The following is a 15983-nucleotide window of genomic DNA, read 5'->3' on the forward strand; positions in this document are numbered from 1 at the left end:
TGAGTGCGTCGATATGTCCGGGAGTCCAGGAGTCGAAGGCTCTCGCTCAACTCACCGCGTCGCCGCACGACCGCACCACCTCCGCGCGACCGAGGAGCGCTATGCGATGATGGAGGACGCGATTGGCCGCAGCGCGCCGGACGGACCGGGCATCACCGCAGTTCACCACGGGTAATCATGCATGATCATGCGCGACCATGCGTAACCGCGCGCACCCACGTGTAACCGCGCGCCCCCACGCGTAATCGCGTGTAACCGGGCGTGGAAAGGCGCTCCAGGACGGCGCGCCACGGTCGTCACGCGGTCGTCACGGCCGCGGCTCGCCCGGCCAGCGGTGGCGCGGCGCGGCGCGGGCAACAGCGCTTTTGCGCTTTGCTATCTGCCGGAAAGGAGGGCTACGCTAGGTGGGTGGAGCTTTCGCGGCTGCTCGACGAGCTCACCCTGGCGGCGGACAAGGTCGGCATCGCCGTCAGGATGGAAGCGTTCGATCCGCACCTGTCGGACGCGCGCAATCCGCGGGGCGGGCTCTGCACGGTGCTCGGCCGGCGGATCATCCTGGTCGACGCCAACGCGTCGCTGCCGGATCGCATCGCGACGGTCGCGGGCGCGCTCGCGCGCGTCGATCTGGAGTCCGTGTTCTTGCCGCCGATCGTGCGCGCGACCATCGGCGCTCACGCCCGCGGCGCGCGGCCCCGGGCGGCCGCGCCGGGCGAGCCAGCGCGGCTGCCGGCGCGCCCCGCGCGGGGCGGGAAGGCCCCGAAGCTGCTCCCGCTCGCCCGCACCAAATGGCGTGACGCCTGAACGACCGTCCCGGCGGGGCGCGGGCAGCGCGCGCTACGAGGCGAGAGTCCGCTCGACCTCGGCGTAGAGCGCCGCGATCGCCGCGTCGAGCTGCGCCACGTCGGTCCCGCCGGCCTGCGCCATGTCCGGGCGGCCGCCGCCGGAGCCGCCCACGATGCGGGCGATCGGCTTGATGAGCTCGCCGGCCTTGAGCCGCTCGGTGGCCGACTTCGAGAGCATCACGGCGAGCTGCGCCTTGTCGCCCACGGCCGCGCCGAGCAGCACCGCCGAGCGATCACCGAGCTTGTCGCGCAGCTTCTCCGCGAGATCGCGCAGCGCGCCCGGGTTGGTGCCGTCCGGCACCCGGCGCGCGAGCACCTTGATCCCGCCGATCTCCCGGGCGCCGTCCAGCATCGCGTCGATGCCACCGCCGCCGCCGCCCTGCGCGGGGCCCGCCCCCTCCAGGATCCGCCGCTCGAGCTCGGTGACCTTCTTCTCGAGCTCCCGCTCGTGCGCCACGATCTTCCCGATCTTCTCGGCGAGATCGCCGCCCTGCGCCTTCGCGACCTGGCGCGCCCGGGCGAGCTCGGCCTCGACGCCCCGCGTGTACGCGAGCGCGTTCAGCCCCGTCGACGCGAGGATCCGCCGCACGCCCGCGGCCACGCCGCCCTCGCTCGTGATCTTGAACAGCCCGATGTCCCCCAGCGCGCACGCGTGCGTGCCGCCGCAGAGCTCCACCACCTCGGGCGTCATCGTGAGCATCCGCACCGTGTCGCCGTACTTCTCCTCGAAGATCGCCATCGCGCCCCGCCGCCGCGCCTCGTCCATCGGCAGGATCTCGGTCGTCACCTTCGCGTTCGTCAGGACCTTCTCGTTCACCAGATCCTCGATCCGCGAGATCTCCTCGCGGGTGAGGGGCCGGTTGTGCGTGAAGTCGAAGCGGAGGACGTCCGGGCCGACCCGCGAGCCCTTCTGCTGCGCGTGCTCGCCGAGCACCTTGCGCAGCGCCCAGTGCAGGACGTGCGTGGCCGAGTGGTTGCGCCGCGTCGCCGACCGCGCCGCGTGGTCCACCGCCAGGTGGACGCGCTGCCCCACGGCGATCGCCCCCTCGCGGACCACGCCCTCGTGCACGACCAGCCCGGCGAGCGGCTTCTGCGTGTCCTTCACCTCGACGCGCGCCCCGTCCGCCGTCACCTCGCCGACGTCGCCGACCTGACCGCCCGATTCGGCGTAGAACGGCGTCTCGCGCACGACGATCTCGATCGTCGCCCCCGCCTCCGCGCGCTCGACGAGCGCACGAACCTTGCGCGCCCGATCGCCTTCGCCCTGGACGTCGACCCGGACGAGCGCGACGATCTCGCTGTCGCCCTCCTCGTGCTCGTAGCCCGTGAACACCACCGGCTGCGCGAGCTTGGCGCGGGCCTCGCGGTGCGCCGGGTCCACCGCGGCGGTCGGATCGATCGGGCCGTCCGCCTCGCCGGCGCCCTTGATGATCGCCTCGGCCCCCTGGACGTCGACGCCGAAGTTCGACTCGGCGCAGATGACCTGGGTCAGATCGAGCGGGAAACCGTAGGTGGTGTAGAGATCGGCCGCGGCGGCGGCCGGGAGCGTCCGCTCGCCGGACGAGCGCATCTCGTCGAAGCGCTCGTCGAGGATCTTCATCCCGCGCTTCAGCGTGGAGCGGAAGCGGACCTCCTCGTCCTCGGTGACGCGGGCGATGAGCTCTCGCCGGTCGCGGAGCTCGGGGTACGTCTCGCCCATCCGGCGGACCACCTCGAGCGCGACCTCGTGCAGGAACGGCCGATCGATCCCGAGCCGGTGCCCGTGGCGGATCGCGCGGCGCATCACCCGGCGGAGCACGTACTCGCGCCGCTGCCGCTCGGGCATCACCCCCTCGGCGATCAGGAACGCGGCCGTCCGCGCGTGATCCGCGATGACCCGCATCGACACGTCGTCGTCGGCGCTGCCCCCCGTGTACGGCTTGCCGCTGAGCTCGGCGGCCTTGTCGACGAGCCCGCGGAGCAGGTCCGTGTCGTAGTTCGACGTCACGCCCTGGAGCACGCTCGCGAGCCGCTCCAGGCCCATGCCGGTGTCGATGCTCGGCGCCGGCAGCGGCACGAGCGGGCCGTCCTTCTCGACGCGCTCGTACTGCATGAACACGTTGTTCCAGATCTCGGTCCAGCCCGTGCCGTCGATGCGCGGCTCCTCGCCGAAGCGCGCGACGTCGGGCTCCTTCCCGTGGAAGAAGTGGATCTCCGAGCAGGGGCCGCACGGGCCGACGTCGCCCATCGTCCAGAAGTTGTCGGCCAGGCCGAGCCGGAGGATCCGGTCGTCGCCGAAGCCCGTGACCTTGCGCCAGATCGCCGCGGCCTCATCGTCGGCCGGGAAGCCCCCCTCGCCGTTGTAGATGGTGACCACGAGCCGCGACGGCGAGATATCGTAGACCTTCGTCAGGAGCTCCCAGGCGAAGGCGATCGCGTCTTCCTTGAAGTAGTCGCCAAAGCTGAAGTTGCCGAGCATCTCGAAGAACGTCTGGTGGCGCGCGGTGACGCCGACGTTCTCGAGATCGTTGTGCTTGCCGCTGATCCGGATGCACTTCTGGCTCGAGGTGGCGCGCTGGTACGGGCGCCTGTCCTTGCCCGTGAAGACGTCCTTGAACTGCACCATGCCCGCGTTCACGAACATCAGCGTCGGATCGTTCTGGGGCACGAGCGGCGCGCTCGGGACGATCTCGTGCCCGCGCTGGGCGAAGAACTCGAGGAATGTGCGGCGGAGCAGGTCGGAGCTGGCAGGCGTTGCGATGGACATAGGAGGACGCGCGGTCTAGCACGACCGGAGAGCGGCTTCCGCCTGCTCGACGCGCGCCCGCCACGCCCGCCGCGGAAGACGCGCGCGCCGGGCCGGTGTGCGCCGGGCCGGGTTGAGAGCCGGCTCGCGCCGGGCACGCTGGCGCGCTGGCTCACGCCGGCGAGGCCGGACCGCCGGGTCAGCGGCCGGAGGCGACGACGCTGCTGCCCGAGGCAGCCTCGAGGGCGAGCGGCGCCCTCTGGAGCGCGCTCTCGATCGCTCCGGCGACGGCGTCGCTCTGCAGCTGGGCGAGCTCCCTCAGGCCCTGGGCGCGCTTCGCCTCGGCGAGCGCCTGGGCCGAGCCGGTCATCGAGCCCTTCAGCGTCTGGCTCGGCATCTCGCGGATCACGTACTCGACCTTGGCGGCGAAGCCGACCCCCTCCGCCCCATGGCGCCTGCTTAGGTGCGTGACCGAGCCGTCCAGCGTGAAGGCCGGCAGCTTGCGGCTCTTGCCTTCAGCGGCCACGTCCATGCCGTCGGCCACGATCTCGATGTCGGCGAACTGCGCCACGCGGTTGCGCGTCTGCTGCCTCAGCTGCGGTCCGAGCTTCGCGTCCTTCACGCCGGAGCGGTTCTCGAACTTGCCGAGGCTGACAAGGAAGCGCGCCTTGGACGACGAGCGCGACAGCTTCTCGATGGCGGCCTCGATCGGGCGCTTCAGGTTCGGGGCAGGCTCGAGGTTGAGCGCCGCCTTGAGCGCCGGGACCGCCGCGGGGTTGCCCATGGCGCCGAGCGCCGCCGCTGCCGACGCGCGCACCGCCGGGTGCGGGTCCCTGAGCGCCTTCTCGAGGGCAGGCCGCGCGCCGGGGCTCTTCGACCTGCTGAGCGACAGCGCCGCCGCGACACGGAGCCGGTAGTCCTTGCCGACCGCGATGTCGCGGAAAGCGGACGTGTCTGCGTCCTGGGCGACGGACAGGGCGGTCGACCCGAGCACCATCGACGCCGCCAAGAACATCGCAATGAAGAGACGACGAACCATCACGTCCCTCCGGAGAACGGCGGCTCGCGCCACCCGTTCTCCTCGGTGAACCACGGAAGTATCGCGACGCGCTGGCGTCCAGACAATCCTATCCTTGGCCAGGACGGTCGCGAGATCAAGGGATGTTTGGCCCCGGATGGCTCATGCAGGACTCATGACGAGAGCGACGACGTCGCCGTTTCGCGCCGTCTCGCGCCGTTTCGCACGGTTTCGCGCCGTCTCGCACCGATTCGCCGCCCCGAGCGTTCATTTCCAGACACGCGGCGACGCGCGAGGCTGGCTGAGCGCCGGGCGGGTTCGGCTCAGAAGAGGATACCGAGATACCAGCGCACCGTCTGTGCGGTCTCGAGATCGATCTTCTGGACCGTGTCTTCACCCTTGAGCTGGCCGAGCCCGCCGAGAGGAAACAGCACGCCGTACTGCACCGCCGTGTAGAAGCCGCCCATCTTGTCGGGGTCGTCGTTGAGCGTCCCGTCCTTGGACTGGAAGTACAGCTGCGCGTTCAGCTCGATGCCGAGATCCCGGGAGTTGCCGGGAGCCTGGAGGAACTCGGAGGCGCGGCTCCAGATGGCCGCGGCGCCGAGGCCGGCGCGCTGGCCGTTCTTGTCGCGGGCGAAGTCCCAGTCGACGCCAGGGCGGAAATAATACGCCCCCTGGACCCGAGAGAGGATGTTCCTGAAGAGGATCTGGTCGACCCGGTAATCGGGGTGGAAGCGGAAAGTGGAGTACGTACGATCGGTCGAGTTCTGGGGATCCATGGCCCCGAGCTGCGTCCCCTGCGGCTTGAGGGCGGGCGCGTCGTCGTCGCCGCTCGCGTACCCGAAGCCGAAGTGGACGCGCAGCCGGCCTTCCATCTCGGTGAGCTCGGCCTGCGTGGCGAGCCCGAACTGCCGGATGCCCCAGCCGGTGTCCTTCGGCGAGAGGACGTTCGCATAATCGCTCTCGTCCTGCCCGCGCAGGTCGAGGGATCCGTAGATCATCGCCGCCTCGAGCTCGAAGCGGAACTTCTTGTAAAGGAGCTGGAGCCACACGTCGGGGATGACCATCTCCGCACCCCGGTGCACGTACCCCGCCGCGACGTTGTCGGCGCTCTGGCCGAGCGACGCGGACAGCTGGGGGTTCGTGTCGCCGGCGGTGACGTCGTTCGCCAGCGTCTGCTGCCGGTAAGCGAAGTAGACGCCGCCGTTCATGACCATGTTGCCGCGGGCGAGCTCGAGCTTCTGGAGCTCGGGGTTCTTGCGGCGGACGGCGACGAACACGTACTGATCGACGTCATCGGACTGGGCGAGGTCGTACGGCTGTCCCTCGAGGTCCTGGAGCGAGGCGCTCGTCGCGCCCTCGTTGGCCCAGTCCCACGCGCCGGCGAAGTAGATGTCGTATTTCTTGATGCCCGTGACGAACATCAGCCGGTCGACGGTCGACTGGTAGTCGGAGTCGTACCCATCACCGCTGTTCGCCACCATACCGAGGCCCCAGTGGTTCGGCATGCGGCCGAAGCGGAGGAGACCGACGGGGGTCATGTACTCTCCCCAGATCCGCTTGACGGAGATCGAGTCTTTCGTCGAGTTGACGCCGGCGCTGGGCGCCCACTGGGTGCTGGAGAAGGCCCCGAGCGGCGCGTAGCCGCCCCGGCGGGCGACCTGGTAGCCGCCGCCCGCCGCCGGCTGGTTCGCGTAGCCCTCCGGGGTCGAGCCGAGCACCACGTTGTCGAGGAGATCGACCTGCGTGAGGATGCGCAGGTTGTCGCTGATGTGCAGCTCGGGGTTGAGCCGGAAACGCATGTTCGCGCCGGCCTGGGTGTCGTTCTTGCACGCGTCGAACGAGCGGGTGCCGCCGCTCGTGGTCTCGCTCGGGTTGCAGAGCGAGAGCACGCTCCCCTTGTAGGAGTTGTCGGCCGGCTGCGGCCAGAGCGCGCGATTGCGCGGGTCGATGCGGCCGAGGGCGAAGCTGTTGAAGAGCTCCCAGCGGAGCCGGTAGTAGCCGTGGAACTCGAACGTCGGTCGCGCGTGGGACCACCAGTCCTCGGCGTAGACCTCGCTGGGCCGGGCGCCGATCTCGGCCTGGGTCGCCTGCCGCTCGGGCTGCTCGGCCGCCGCAGCGGCTGCGGGCCCCTCCGAGGCGGCCGGCGCGGCCGGCTGCGGCGCGGAGGGAGCGGCCGTGTCGGCCGGCGGCAGGAGCGGCTCGCGCGCCGCCGGGGGTTCGAGCGTCTCAGCGCCGGCCGGCGCGGCGCCTGGCTGGGCCGGCGCGGCGGGCTGGGCCGGAGCGGCGGGCGCTGCACCGGGCTGGGCCGGAGCGGCGGGCTGCGCAGCGGGGGCGCCCGCCTGCCCGGCGGGCGGCTGCGCTGGGGCCGCCGGCGGCTGGGCCGGCCGGCGTGCCGGCTGGGCGGACGCGGAAGACGCGCCCAGCACGAGCGCGAGCGCGAGGCCCGACCGGAGGCGACGGCGAGGGGTGCCAGGGCGGCACGACGTACCCGGAGACCGCGACGAGATGGGCATCTGCTTGGTTTCGTTCGCGCGTTTTCGCCCCGCGCGCAGGAAGAGGTTGAAGATCCGAGCTCTCGGTGGCCCGGAGGCCGGGGGCCGATGTCTCACGCCCGGCCTGTGTGGTCAAGGCACCGCTCGGCCCCGAGCCCTGGAAGCGGGTCACGGATACACACCCGGGACGCATCGAAGCAGGGGCCACCTCAACCTCGGTCGGCCGGCGGGGCCGCCTCAACCTCGGTCGGGACGGCGGGGCCGCCTCAACCTCGGTCGGGACGGCGGGGCCGCCTCGGCAGCCTCAACCTCGGTCGGGGTCGGCAACCTCAACCTCGGTCGGGGTCGGCAACCTCAACCTCGGTCGGGGTCGGCAACCTCAACCTCGGTCGGGGTCGGCAACCTCGGTCGGGGTCGGCAGAGGACCCGGCGCGCCGAGTTCATCCTCGTGCACTCGCCGAAGGAGCCGCAACAGACGCCAGCAACGCCCGCGGCCACCGCGCCATCGCCTCCGGCAGCGCCGCCGCTCTCGCCTGCGCCGCCGAAGCCCCGATCCCTCCCCACCTGCAGCGCACGGCCACGCGGACGGGCGGATCTCGCCGTCCTCCCCTCTGGATCTCTCGCCCGAGCTGAGCGACGCTCTCGCCCGCAGCATCCCGCTCCCGCCGACGGAGCCATGGAGAAAGCGCTCATGAACCGGACACTCATTGCACTACCCCTCGCGCTGTCGTCGCTGCTCGCCGCGGGCTGCGGCCACTCCGAGCAGGAGTGGAAGTCGCAGCTCGACAAGTACAACCAGCTCCAGAACCGGAGCCAGAAGAGGGAGGCCGAGCTCGAGAAGGAGCTCGCCGACGCGAAGCAGCGCGTCGAGGAGCTCGAGAAGAAGCTCGCGGACCAGGGCGCCGACATCTCGAAGATGAGCTCGACGCTGGAGGACCGCGAGAAGGCGCTGGCCGAGTACAAGGCGCGCGCGAAGCAGCTCGAGGCGATCCAGGCGCGGTTCGACCTGCTCCGGAAGAAGCTCGAGGAGCTCGTCAAGCTCGGCCTGGAGGTCCAGGTCCGCAGGAACCGGATGGTCATCTCGCTGCCCGGAGACGTCCTGTTCGACTCGGGCAAGGACACGCTGAGCAAGGACGGCCAGCAGATCCTGAAGAAGATCTCGGACGTCATCCGGGGCGACAAGTCCCTCGTGGACCGCGACTACCAGGTCGCCGGGCACACCGACAGCCAGCCGTACAAGAGCGGCCCGTTCCAGGACAACTGGGGGCTGTCGCTGATGCGCGCCCGGGCCGTGCTGCTGTTCCTGATCGGCAAGGAGGGCCAGCTGCCGACGAGGCACTGGAGCGCGGCAGGGTTCGCGGACACGGACCCCATCGCGAGCAACAACACGCCGGCCGGCAAGCAGAAGAACCGCCGGTGCGACCTGATCGTGCTGCCGGACGTCGACGAAATGCTCGATCTGACGAAGCTCGCCACGAAGTAAGCGCCCGCAAAAGACGGGCCCGTGACGCCGGCAGCGGTGTGCCGCTTCGTGCGCCACGGGCTCACCCGCGTCGTTCGGCGCGCGCGGCGCGACGGCTCAGCCGCCGAGCCACTGCCGCGCGAGCTCGAGCGTGCGGGCGTTGTCCGGCACGTCGCGGAGGAAGCGCTCGCGCCAGGTCGGATCGCTGAGCTGCTCGGCGCGCGCGAGCAGCGCCGTCCTGGCCGACGCGATCGCGGCCTCGGCTTCGGCGCGCCGCCCGCTCGCGGCGAGCGCCTCGGCATGGGTCAAGCGGACGAGCGACTCCCCCTCCTCCAGCGTGCCGAACTCCGAGAGCCGCGCGCTCGCCTCGGCGGCAGCCCGCATCGCCTCGTCGGTGCGCCCGAGCCCGAGCAGCACGCGAGCGAGGATGGAAAATGCCTGCACGCCCAGGGTCGGCGCGCTCTCGAAGAGCGCGATGGCGGCGCGCGCCTCGCGCTCGGCGGCCTCGGAATCGCCCATGGCCAGGGCGATCTTCGCCAGGTAGCAGCGAGCGAAGAGCTCCGTGCGCACCATGCCCGCCCCCTGGCTCGACGCGACCGCCTCCTCGGCGAGCGCCCGCCCTTCGGCGAGCTGACCACGGTACCCGAGGACCTGCGCGAGGTTGGCCTGCCCGGAGACCTTCAGCTCGTCCAGGTGCATCCGATCGGCGGCCTCCAGGGCGGCCCGCAGCATCGACTGGGCCGTCTCGAAGTCGCCGAGCTCCATGCACACGGCGCCCAGGCTCGCCCGGGCGCTGAGCGCGTTGCGATGATCGCCGGCCTGCTCGAAGGCGAGCAACGCGGCTTCCTGGCTGCCCGCACAGGAGCCCAGGTCGCCTCTGCACATCTCATAGGCCGCGCGCGCGTCGTGGAGGTGCGCGACCACCTCGAGATCCCTCGTCTCCGCGCTCGCGAGGGCGCGCTGGACCACATCGAGCAACGCGGCGCCCTCGGCGTACCGCCCGCCCAGCGCCAGCGCGCTCGCGCCCACGGACAGGCAGCGGAGCTTCGCGTCCTGCGCGTCGCCGGAGGCGGCCACGTCCACCGCCTCGGTCATCACGCGACCGACGACGTCCAGGCGGCCCAGCTTCGACGTGGCCCATACGAGGGGGATGATGGCCGAGAACCATGCGGCCGAGCCGCGCTCCACCAGGGCCAGCGCCTCGCTCCCCCGCTCCGCGGAGAGCGCGAGATCGCCGCGCCACACATGGGCTTCCGCCTGGAGTTGGCGGAGCCTGCCCGCGGCGTCCCCGGCCGCGCCGCAGCCGATACCCCGCTCGGCCCGCGCGATCGCCGCGTCGAGATCGCCGCCCCGGAGCGCCTCCTCCGCCGCGCGCAGGTACGCCTCCGCCGCCCGCGCCGGCGCGCCGCCGAGCTCGAAGTGCTCCGCCAGCGCCATGGCGTCCGCCCCGCCGGCCCGCGCCAGCCAGTCGCCCGCAAGGCCGTGCCCGACGCGGCGGTCGCGCTCGGTCAGCATGCCGTAGGCGGCTTCCCGCACCAGCGCGTGCCGGAACTCGTACTCCACCTCGCCCGCGATCCGCGCCTCGCGCCGCCGCACCAGGAGCTCCCGCCGCCCGAGCTCCGCGAGCGGCTGCGCCACCGGCGCGCCGCCCACAAGGGCCGCCACCGCGCCTTCCCACGACGTCTCGCCGAACACGCTCGCCGCGCGCAGCACCCGCCGCTCCTCCACGCCCAGCGCCTCCAGCCGCGCCTGCACCATCGCCAGCGCCGTCTCCGGCATCCCCTCGCCACGGCCCTCGGCCACCGCGCGGATGTGCTCCTCCAGCACGAACGCGTTGCCCTCGGCGCGCGCAAGCAGCTCGTCCACCTGCGCAGCGCTCACGCCGTCGCCGAGCACCTGCCGCACCAGCCGCTCGCTCGCGCGCCGGGGCAGCGGCGCGAGCCGCAGCCGGAGCCCGACCCGCTGGCGCCACAGCTCTGGAAACAGCTCGTCCACCTCGGGGCGCGCGAGCGCCAGCACCAGCAGCGGGAGGTCCCTCGCGTGCTGGAGCGCCGCCTCGATCAGCCGCACTGTCGGCAGGTCGCCCCAGTGCAGATCCTCCAGCACCAGCAGCACCGGCTGCCGCTGGCACTCGGCCCGGACGAAGTCCTCGAACGCCTGGCGGATCCGGTCGCCCATCAGCACCGGGCTCTGGCGCGCCGCCTGCAGCTGCACATCGCCCTCGTCAGGAAAGGGCGTCCCCACCAGCTCGCCGAGGAACGCCGCGACGTGCGGCCCCTTGCTCCCGAGCCCGTCGAGCCGTTCGACCCGGGCCAGCACCTTGCTCCGCCGCACCTCCAGCGCCTCGCCGTCGAGCAGCCCCATGGCGCGGCGGAGCGCCTGGGCGAGCAAGCCGAACGCCGAGCCGGCCGCCATGGGATCGGCCCTGCCGATCCAGACCTCGGCGGCCTCGCGCTGCTCCTCGACGGCGCGCAGGAACTCCCAGGCGAGGCGCGACTTGCCCATGCCCGCCGCGCCAACGACGACCACCGCGCTCGCGGTCGGCTCGTCCACGCAATGGCGCCACTCGGCCGCGAGCTGCGAGAGCTCGCGCTCGCGCCCCACGCACGGCGTCGGCTTCCCGAGCAGCCTCGGCACCGTGTCCGGCTCCTCCTTCCGGCCCCGCAGCCAGCACCCGTCCGGGCCCTGCACGGTCTCGAAGCGGCTCGCGAGCAGGCTCGCCGTCGCGCTGTCGAGCCGGATTCCCCCGGACGGCGGGCCATCGCGCCCGACGATCAGCTGGGCCACGCGATCGACGAGCTCGCCGACAGGCAGCCTCCCCTCGATCTCCGCCAGCCCCGTCGCCACCGCAACGGGTGCGCCGCCGACCACCGTCCGGAGCGCGAGCGCGCAATGGGCCGCTCGCACCGCGAGGTCCGTCGGAGACTCGGCGCCCGACAGCGCGATGAGCAGCCACTTCGACTGCAGGAAATCGAGGCTCCCACCGTGGCGCGCCGCGAGGTCCCGCAGCGCCTGGGCCTGCGCGATCCCATCGGCCTCCGCCAGCGTGGCGTCGGTCTCCTCGCTGCCATGGGCGGCCAGGATGACGCACATGACCCGCCGCTCCGACGTCGTGATCTCCTCGCCGGGCGCGCGCGGCGCCGCGATCGTGCTCCCTCCTGCGGCGAGCCCTTCGCCGGCGAAGGCGGCGAGCTCCGCCGCGACGGCGGCGCCGTCGCGCGGCCGATGCGCCGCCGACTTCGCCAGCATCCGGGCCACGAGGCGCTCGAGCGGCTCGGGGATGCCGTCGCGCAGCTCCCCGAGCCGCGGTGGCTCTTCCAGCACGACCTTCACGAGGAGCGACAGCAGGTTGTCGCCAAGGAACGGCCGGCGCCCCGTGAGGCACTCGAACAGGATGCACCCGAGCGCGAACACATCCGCGCGGGCGTCCACCGGCGCCTCGCCGCTCACCTGCTCGGGGGCCATGTACCCGGGCGTTCCGAGGATCGCTCCGGGCGCCGTCAGGCTCCGCGTGAGCCAGAGCTCGCGCGCGATGCCGAAGTCGAGCAGCGTGGCTCGCTCCACCGCGCCGCCCACCAGCATCAGGTTGCTCGGCTTCAGGTCGCGGTGGACGATGCCCTGCTGGTGGACCGCGCCGAGCGTCGCCGCCACCTGCGCCGCCAGCGTCACGCCCTCGGCGATCGAGAGCGGTCCTTGGGCGAGCCGCTGCTCCAGGGTGACGCCGTCGAGCCATTCCATCGCCAGGTACGGCTGTCCTGCGGCCGTCGTCCCGTGCGCCACGTACCGCACGACCCCTGGCAGCCGGAGCGCGACGAGCACCTCCGCCTCCCGCGCGAACCGGCGCAGATCGCTCGCGCTCGCGCCTTGCAGCACCTTCAGCGCGACCGCCTCCCCCGACCGCCGGTCACGCGCGCGATAGACGTCCCCCATCCCGCCGCTTCCGGCGAACCGCTCGATTTCGAACCTTTCCTCGACCACGTCCAAATCGCGCATTGCGTCTGCGATGTCGTTCACACGGGCCTCTGGCGACGGCCCTCCCCCCAGGATCACGGCGCCCCGCCGGGAGCCACATGTGATCTACAACACGATCATCCCGATGTGTGGTCTATCTCGGCACATGGATCGCAGAGCGACCACGACGCGTTCTGGTGCCCGGGCGTCCGGAGACATTCGCGACCCCAGCGCGTTCTGGTGCCCGGGCACCGAGGTCCTGGCCCGCCGCGCAGGGCAGCGCGCGGCGTGATCTCAACCGCCGAGTCGGATCCGGAATGGCGATGCAGGCTCGTGGCCGCACTCCGTTGCCGCCCGGCACGGCTCGACCTCGACGCGGTAATCGCCGGGCTCGAGGTCCTTGAGCGGCACACGGAGGCGCTGGACCTGGCCGCTCTTCCATGGCCCCGGCTCGAACACCTCGGGCCGCGCCGCCGGAGGCGTCTTGTCGATCGCGTACACGCCGATGCGCACGGACTCCGTATCGTGGCCAAAGGCGATCTCGACCTCCAGGGTCCCGTCGATCCGATGCCCGAGCGCCGTCAGGTGACTTGTCCCGAGGACCGTCCCCTTCACGCGCGCGAGCGTGGTGCCTGGAGCGGCGGCCTCGTCGCTCGCCATCACCGCGGGCGCCTCGGCGGCGCGGAGCCGCGGCCACGCGAGCGGCAGCGTATCGAGCCCGCCGAAGAGGCGCGGGCGCTGCGCGTGGGTGCGGCCCAGCGCCCGGTTGAACGCCAGGCCGAGCGTGACCGCCTCGCGCTCGGGATCCACGGCCGCCGGGTCGGTCCAGGCCCCGACGAGCGCCTGCGTGAACACGCCCCCGCGCGGCGTCTCGGCGGCGTCGCTGCCAGAGCTGGCCGCGGTGACGACGCCGACGCGCTCGCTGTGGTCGTGCTCCACGCCGAAATCCTTGGGCAGCGAGAAGCCGCCGGCGCGCCCCGCGTCCAGGAGGACGAGCACGCGCCCCGCCTTCGACGCGGCGATGGCCTGGAAGAGGCGCGCGGCGGACAGCGCGTTCCGAGGATCGGCAGGGCCGGCGGGGTCGTAGTCGATGGGCAGGAGGAAGCCCTCGCCGCGCTGGTCGAGGCCGTGACCAGAGAAGTAGACGAGAAGCGTCTCCCCCTCGGCGGCGCCGGCGAGAAAACCGGTCACGGTCGGCTCCAGGTTGGCCGCGTCGAGATCCTTGGAGGCCTTGATGCGGTCATCGTCGAGGGCCCAGCCGTCGCTGCGCTGCAGGGCCCCGCGCATCGCGTCCACGGCGACCAGCGCGCCCGGGAGGCGCTTGACGCCCGGGGCGCGGTACGCGGCGTTGCCGATCAGCAGGGCGCGCGGGCGGAACGCGCAGGCGCGGAGGTCGGGCTCGGGCCGGATGTCCGCGCGGGCGCTCTCGCCGCCGGGGCCGAGCACGTCGAGGCGGTGGGGCGCCGAGGACCGATCGCCGAGGAGGAACTCGACCTCGTACGCGGACACGGCCGTCGGGCTCGGGGTCACGCCGCGCACGTCCTAGCGGCCGTCGAGGCGTACGCGGGGGACGCCGCGCGGGGAGAAAACCGTGGCCCGGACGAGGAGGTGCCCCTCGGCCGTGCGCGTCGCCGACGGCGGGCTGACGCCGACGTGGGGGAGGCCGCCGAGCGTCGTGACCTTGCGGGTGACGGGGTCCTCGAAGCGTAGGCCGAGGGCGGCGCCGCTGCCGGACGAGACGAAGCGGCCGTCGGCGAACACCGTGGCCCAGCTGCCGTCACCGAGCGGGACGAGGTAGGCGACGAGGTCGCCCGACGGGAGCGCGCGCACCGAGGCGCGGCCATCGCCGAGGACGGCGATGAGGTGCTTGCCGTCGGGGGTGGCGGCGATGGAGTGGATCGGTGCGTGCTCCTCGATGCGGAGCGGCGCTGCGGCGGCGCCGGCGTGAATCGGCCAGCCACGGCGAGGGCATAGAGCGGCCGCCGCTCGGAGAGCAGCGTGGCCGGCGCCCCGCCCTCGCCGAGCGGCAGGAGCGTCAGATCCCCTGCTGCATCGGCCGACAGGACGGACATGCCGTCAGGGCTGGGGCGGACCGCCCAGGGGAAGTTGCGCAGCTGGCCAATCCGACGAGGGGGAGCGCTGGAGACGCCGGACATCGCGACGACGGCATGATCGAGACCCCCAGAGACCCAGCCGCCATCGGGAAGCGCGGCCAGCGCGGTCACCTCGCCCGCGTGGGCGGACCACCGGCCCGCGAGCGACCATGTGGCCGTCGACCACGCGCTGACGTTGCCGGCGCCGTCTCCGACGAGCACGGCTTGCCCCGCCGCGACGCTGCGCATCCGCCGCTGCGGGATCCCGAGCTGCCGCACGGCGAGCTGGCGATCCACGCCCGTGCAGTCCGCGACCCTGGCCAGCGCGACCGAGCCATCGTCGCCGGCCACCGCGAACCAGGTCCCGGTGGGGTCGAACGCAGCGGCGGAGATGCCCGCCGATCGCTTCAGCTCACACCGCAGCGACCTGTCGGCGAGGCGGAAGACGCGGGCGCTGCTGCCGGCGGCGTCTCCGGCGAGCAGCAGATCGCGCCGCGGGCTCAGCGCGAGCCCGTACACCCAGCGCTCCTGCGCGCCGAGGCGTTCGAGCGCGCCGCCGGGCTGGAGCAGCGTCACCTCGCCCTCACCGCCGAGCGCAAGGAGACCGCCGGGCAACGCCACCGCGCTCGCGGCGTCGTACCTGGCTGTCACGGCCTGTCGCCCATTCCACACCACGACACCGGCGTTCCCGCCTGCGAACGCGCGCCCGTCGTCGAGGTAGCCCGTCGCCCACACGACGCTGCTCTCACCAGGGCGGATAAGCGCGTCCTGTTCGAGGGTGGCTGCGCCCGAGCCCAGCTCCCAGGCCCTCGCCACACCGGAGAGCGTACCGACGAGGATCTCGCCTCCATCGGGTCGCACGCTGAGCGACATGACAGCATCGGTCGGGCTCAGGGCTCCGAGCCGCCGCCGCTCGCCGCTCTTGCGATCCCAGGCGAAGACCTCGCCGCCCCAGCCGCCGCTCACCACCCCGCGCCCGTCCGGCAGGAACGCACAGCCACAAACCCATCCGCCGTGCCCCTCCAGCCACTGGACGACCTGGCCGGTCGCCACATCCCAGACGAGCAGCACCCGATCCTCGCCCCCGGACACGAGCTGCCGACCGTCCGGCGAGAACGCCAGACAGTTCACCTTCGCGAGGTGCCCCTCGGGCTTCGCCAGCCGCGCCCCCGGCGGCGGCCAGGCCTCCGGAGGGGCGGCCGGCGTGTGCTGCGTTTGCTGCGACGGCGCCGGCGGCGCGCTTCCGCAGCCCTCGATCGCCACCACCACGGCGATTGCGCCTAGCCCCGCCGCGCCGCCTCCGAATCGCCCGTTCGACATTGCCACCCATCCTATCTCATCGAGGTTCGCGGCCGCCGGGCGAGCGCAGCGGACGTCGCCGCGCTGGCCCACCGGCG

At 72.7% G+C, this 15983-nt stretch carries 8 protein-coding genes; 2 read left to right on the forward strand and 6 right to left on the reverse strand.

What is annotated here, in order from left to right; translation table 11 throughout:
- The first annotated feature begins 408 nt into the window (after positions 1-408).
- On the forward strand, positions 409-801 hold the full coding sequence (locus tag WMF19_RS29005) for a hypothetical protein (RefSeq protein ID WP_272094039.1): 393 nt from the start codon (positions 409-411) through the stop codon (positions 799-801).
- A 33-nt stretch (positions 802-834) separates the two neighbouring features.
- Here WMF19_RS29005 and alaS read toward each other — a convergent pair whose 3' ends face one another.
- From alaS to WMF19_RS29020, 3 genes are all read right to left on the reverse strand, one after another.
- Complete coding sequence (alaS, locus tag WMF19_RS29010) at positions 835-3588, reverse strand: alanine--tRNA ligase (RefSeq protein WP_437893312.1); 2754 nt, start codon at positions 3586-3588, stop codon at positions 835-837.
- 178 nt (positions 3589-3766) lie between these two features.
- Positions 3767-4606 (reverse strand): HEAT repeat domain-containing protein, encoded by an 840-nt coding sequence (locus WMF19_RS29015; protein WP_437323124.1) that lies wholly within the window; start codon positions 4604-4606, stop codon positions 3767-3769.
- Positions 4607-4908: 302 nt separating this feature from the next.
- Positions 4909-7101 carry a TIGR04551 family protein gene (locus WMF19_RS29020; protein WP_437893313.1) on the reverse strand — a complete coding sequence of 731 codons (2193 nt, stop codon included), beginning with the start codon at positions 7099-7101 and terminating at the stop codon, positions 4909-4911.
- 670 nt (positions 7102-7771) lie between these two features.
- On the opposite strand from WMF19_RS29020, the gene WMF19_RS29025 reads away from it, so the two are divergent.
- On the forward strand, positions 7772-8563 hold the full coding sequence (locus WMF19_RS29025) for an OmpA family protein (protein WP_012237759.1): 792 nt from the start codon (positions 7772-7774) through the stop codon (positions 8561-8563).
- 96 nt (positions 8564-8659) lie between these two features.
- Here the strand turns inward: WMF19_RS29025 and WMF19_RS29030 are convergent, their stop codons facing one another.
- From WMF19_RS29030 to WMF19_RS29040, 3 genes are all read right to left on the reverse strand, one after another.
- Complete coding sequence (locus WMF19_RS29030; RefSeq protein WP_437893314.1) at positions 8660-12535, reverse strand: protein kinase domain-containing protein; 3876 nt, start codon at positions 12533-12535, stop codon at positions 8660-8662.
- 252 nt (positions 12536-12787) lie between these two features.
- Positions 12788-14023 carry a caspase family protein gene (locus WMF19_RS29035; RefSeq protein ID WP_437893315.1) on the reverse strand — a complete coding sequence of 412 codons (1236 nt, stop codon included), beginning with the start codon at positions 14021-14023 and terminating at the stop codon, positions 12788-12790.
- Entirely contained in the window at positions 14020-15906 is a 1887-nt protein-coding gene (locus tag WMF19_RS29040; protein WP_437893316.1) for a WD40 repeat domain-containing protein, read from the reverse strand. Before WMF19_RS29040 ends, WMF19_RS29035 begins: the two co-directional genes overlap by 4 nt.
- Positions 15907-15983: the final 77 nt, after the last annotated feature.

Origin of the sequence: Sorangium sp. So ce124 (assembly GCF_051525235.1) — a bacterium.
GTDB classification, from domain to species: Bacteria; Myxococcota_A; Polyangia; order Polyangiales; family Polyangiaceae; genus Sorangium; species Sorangium atrum.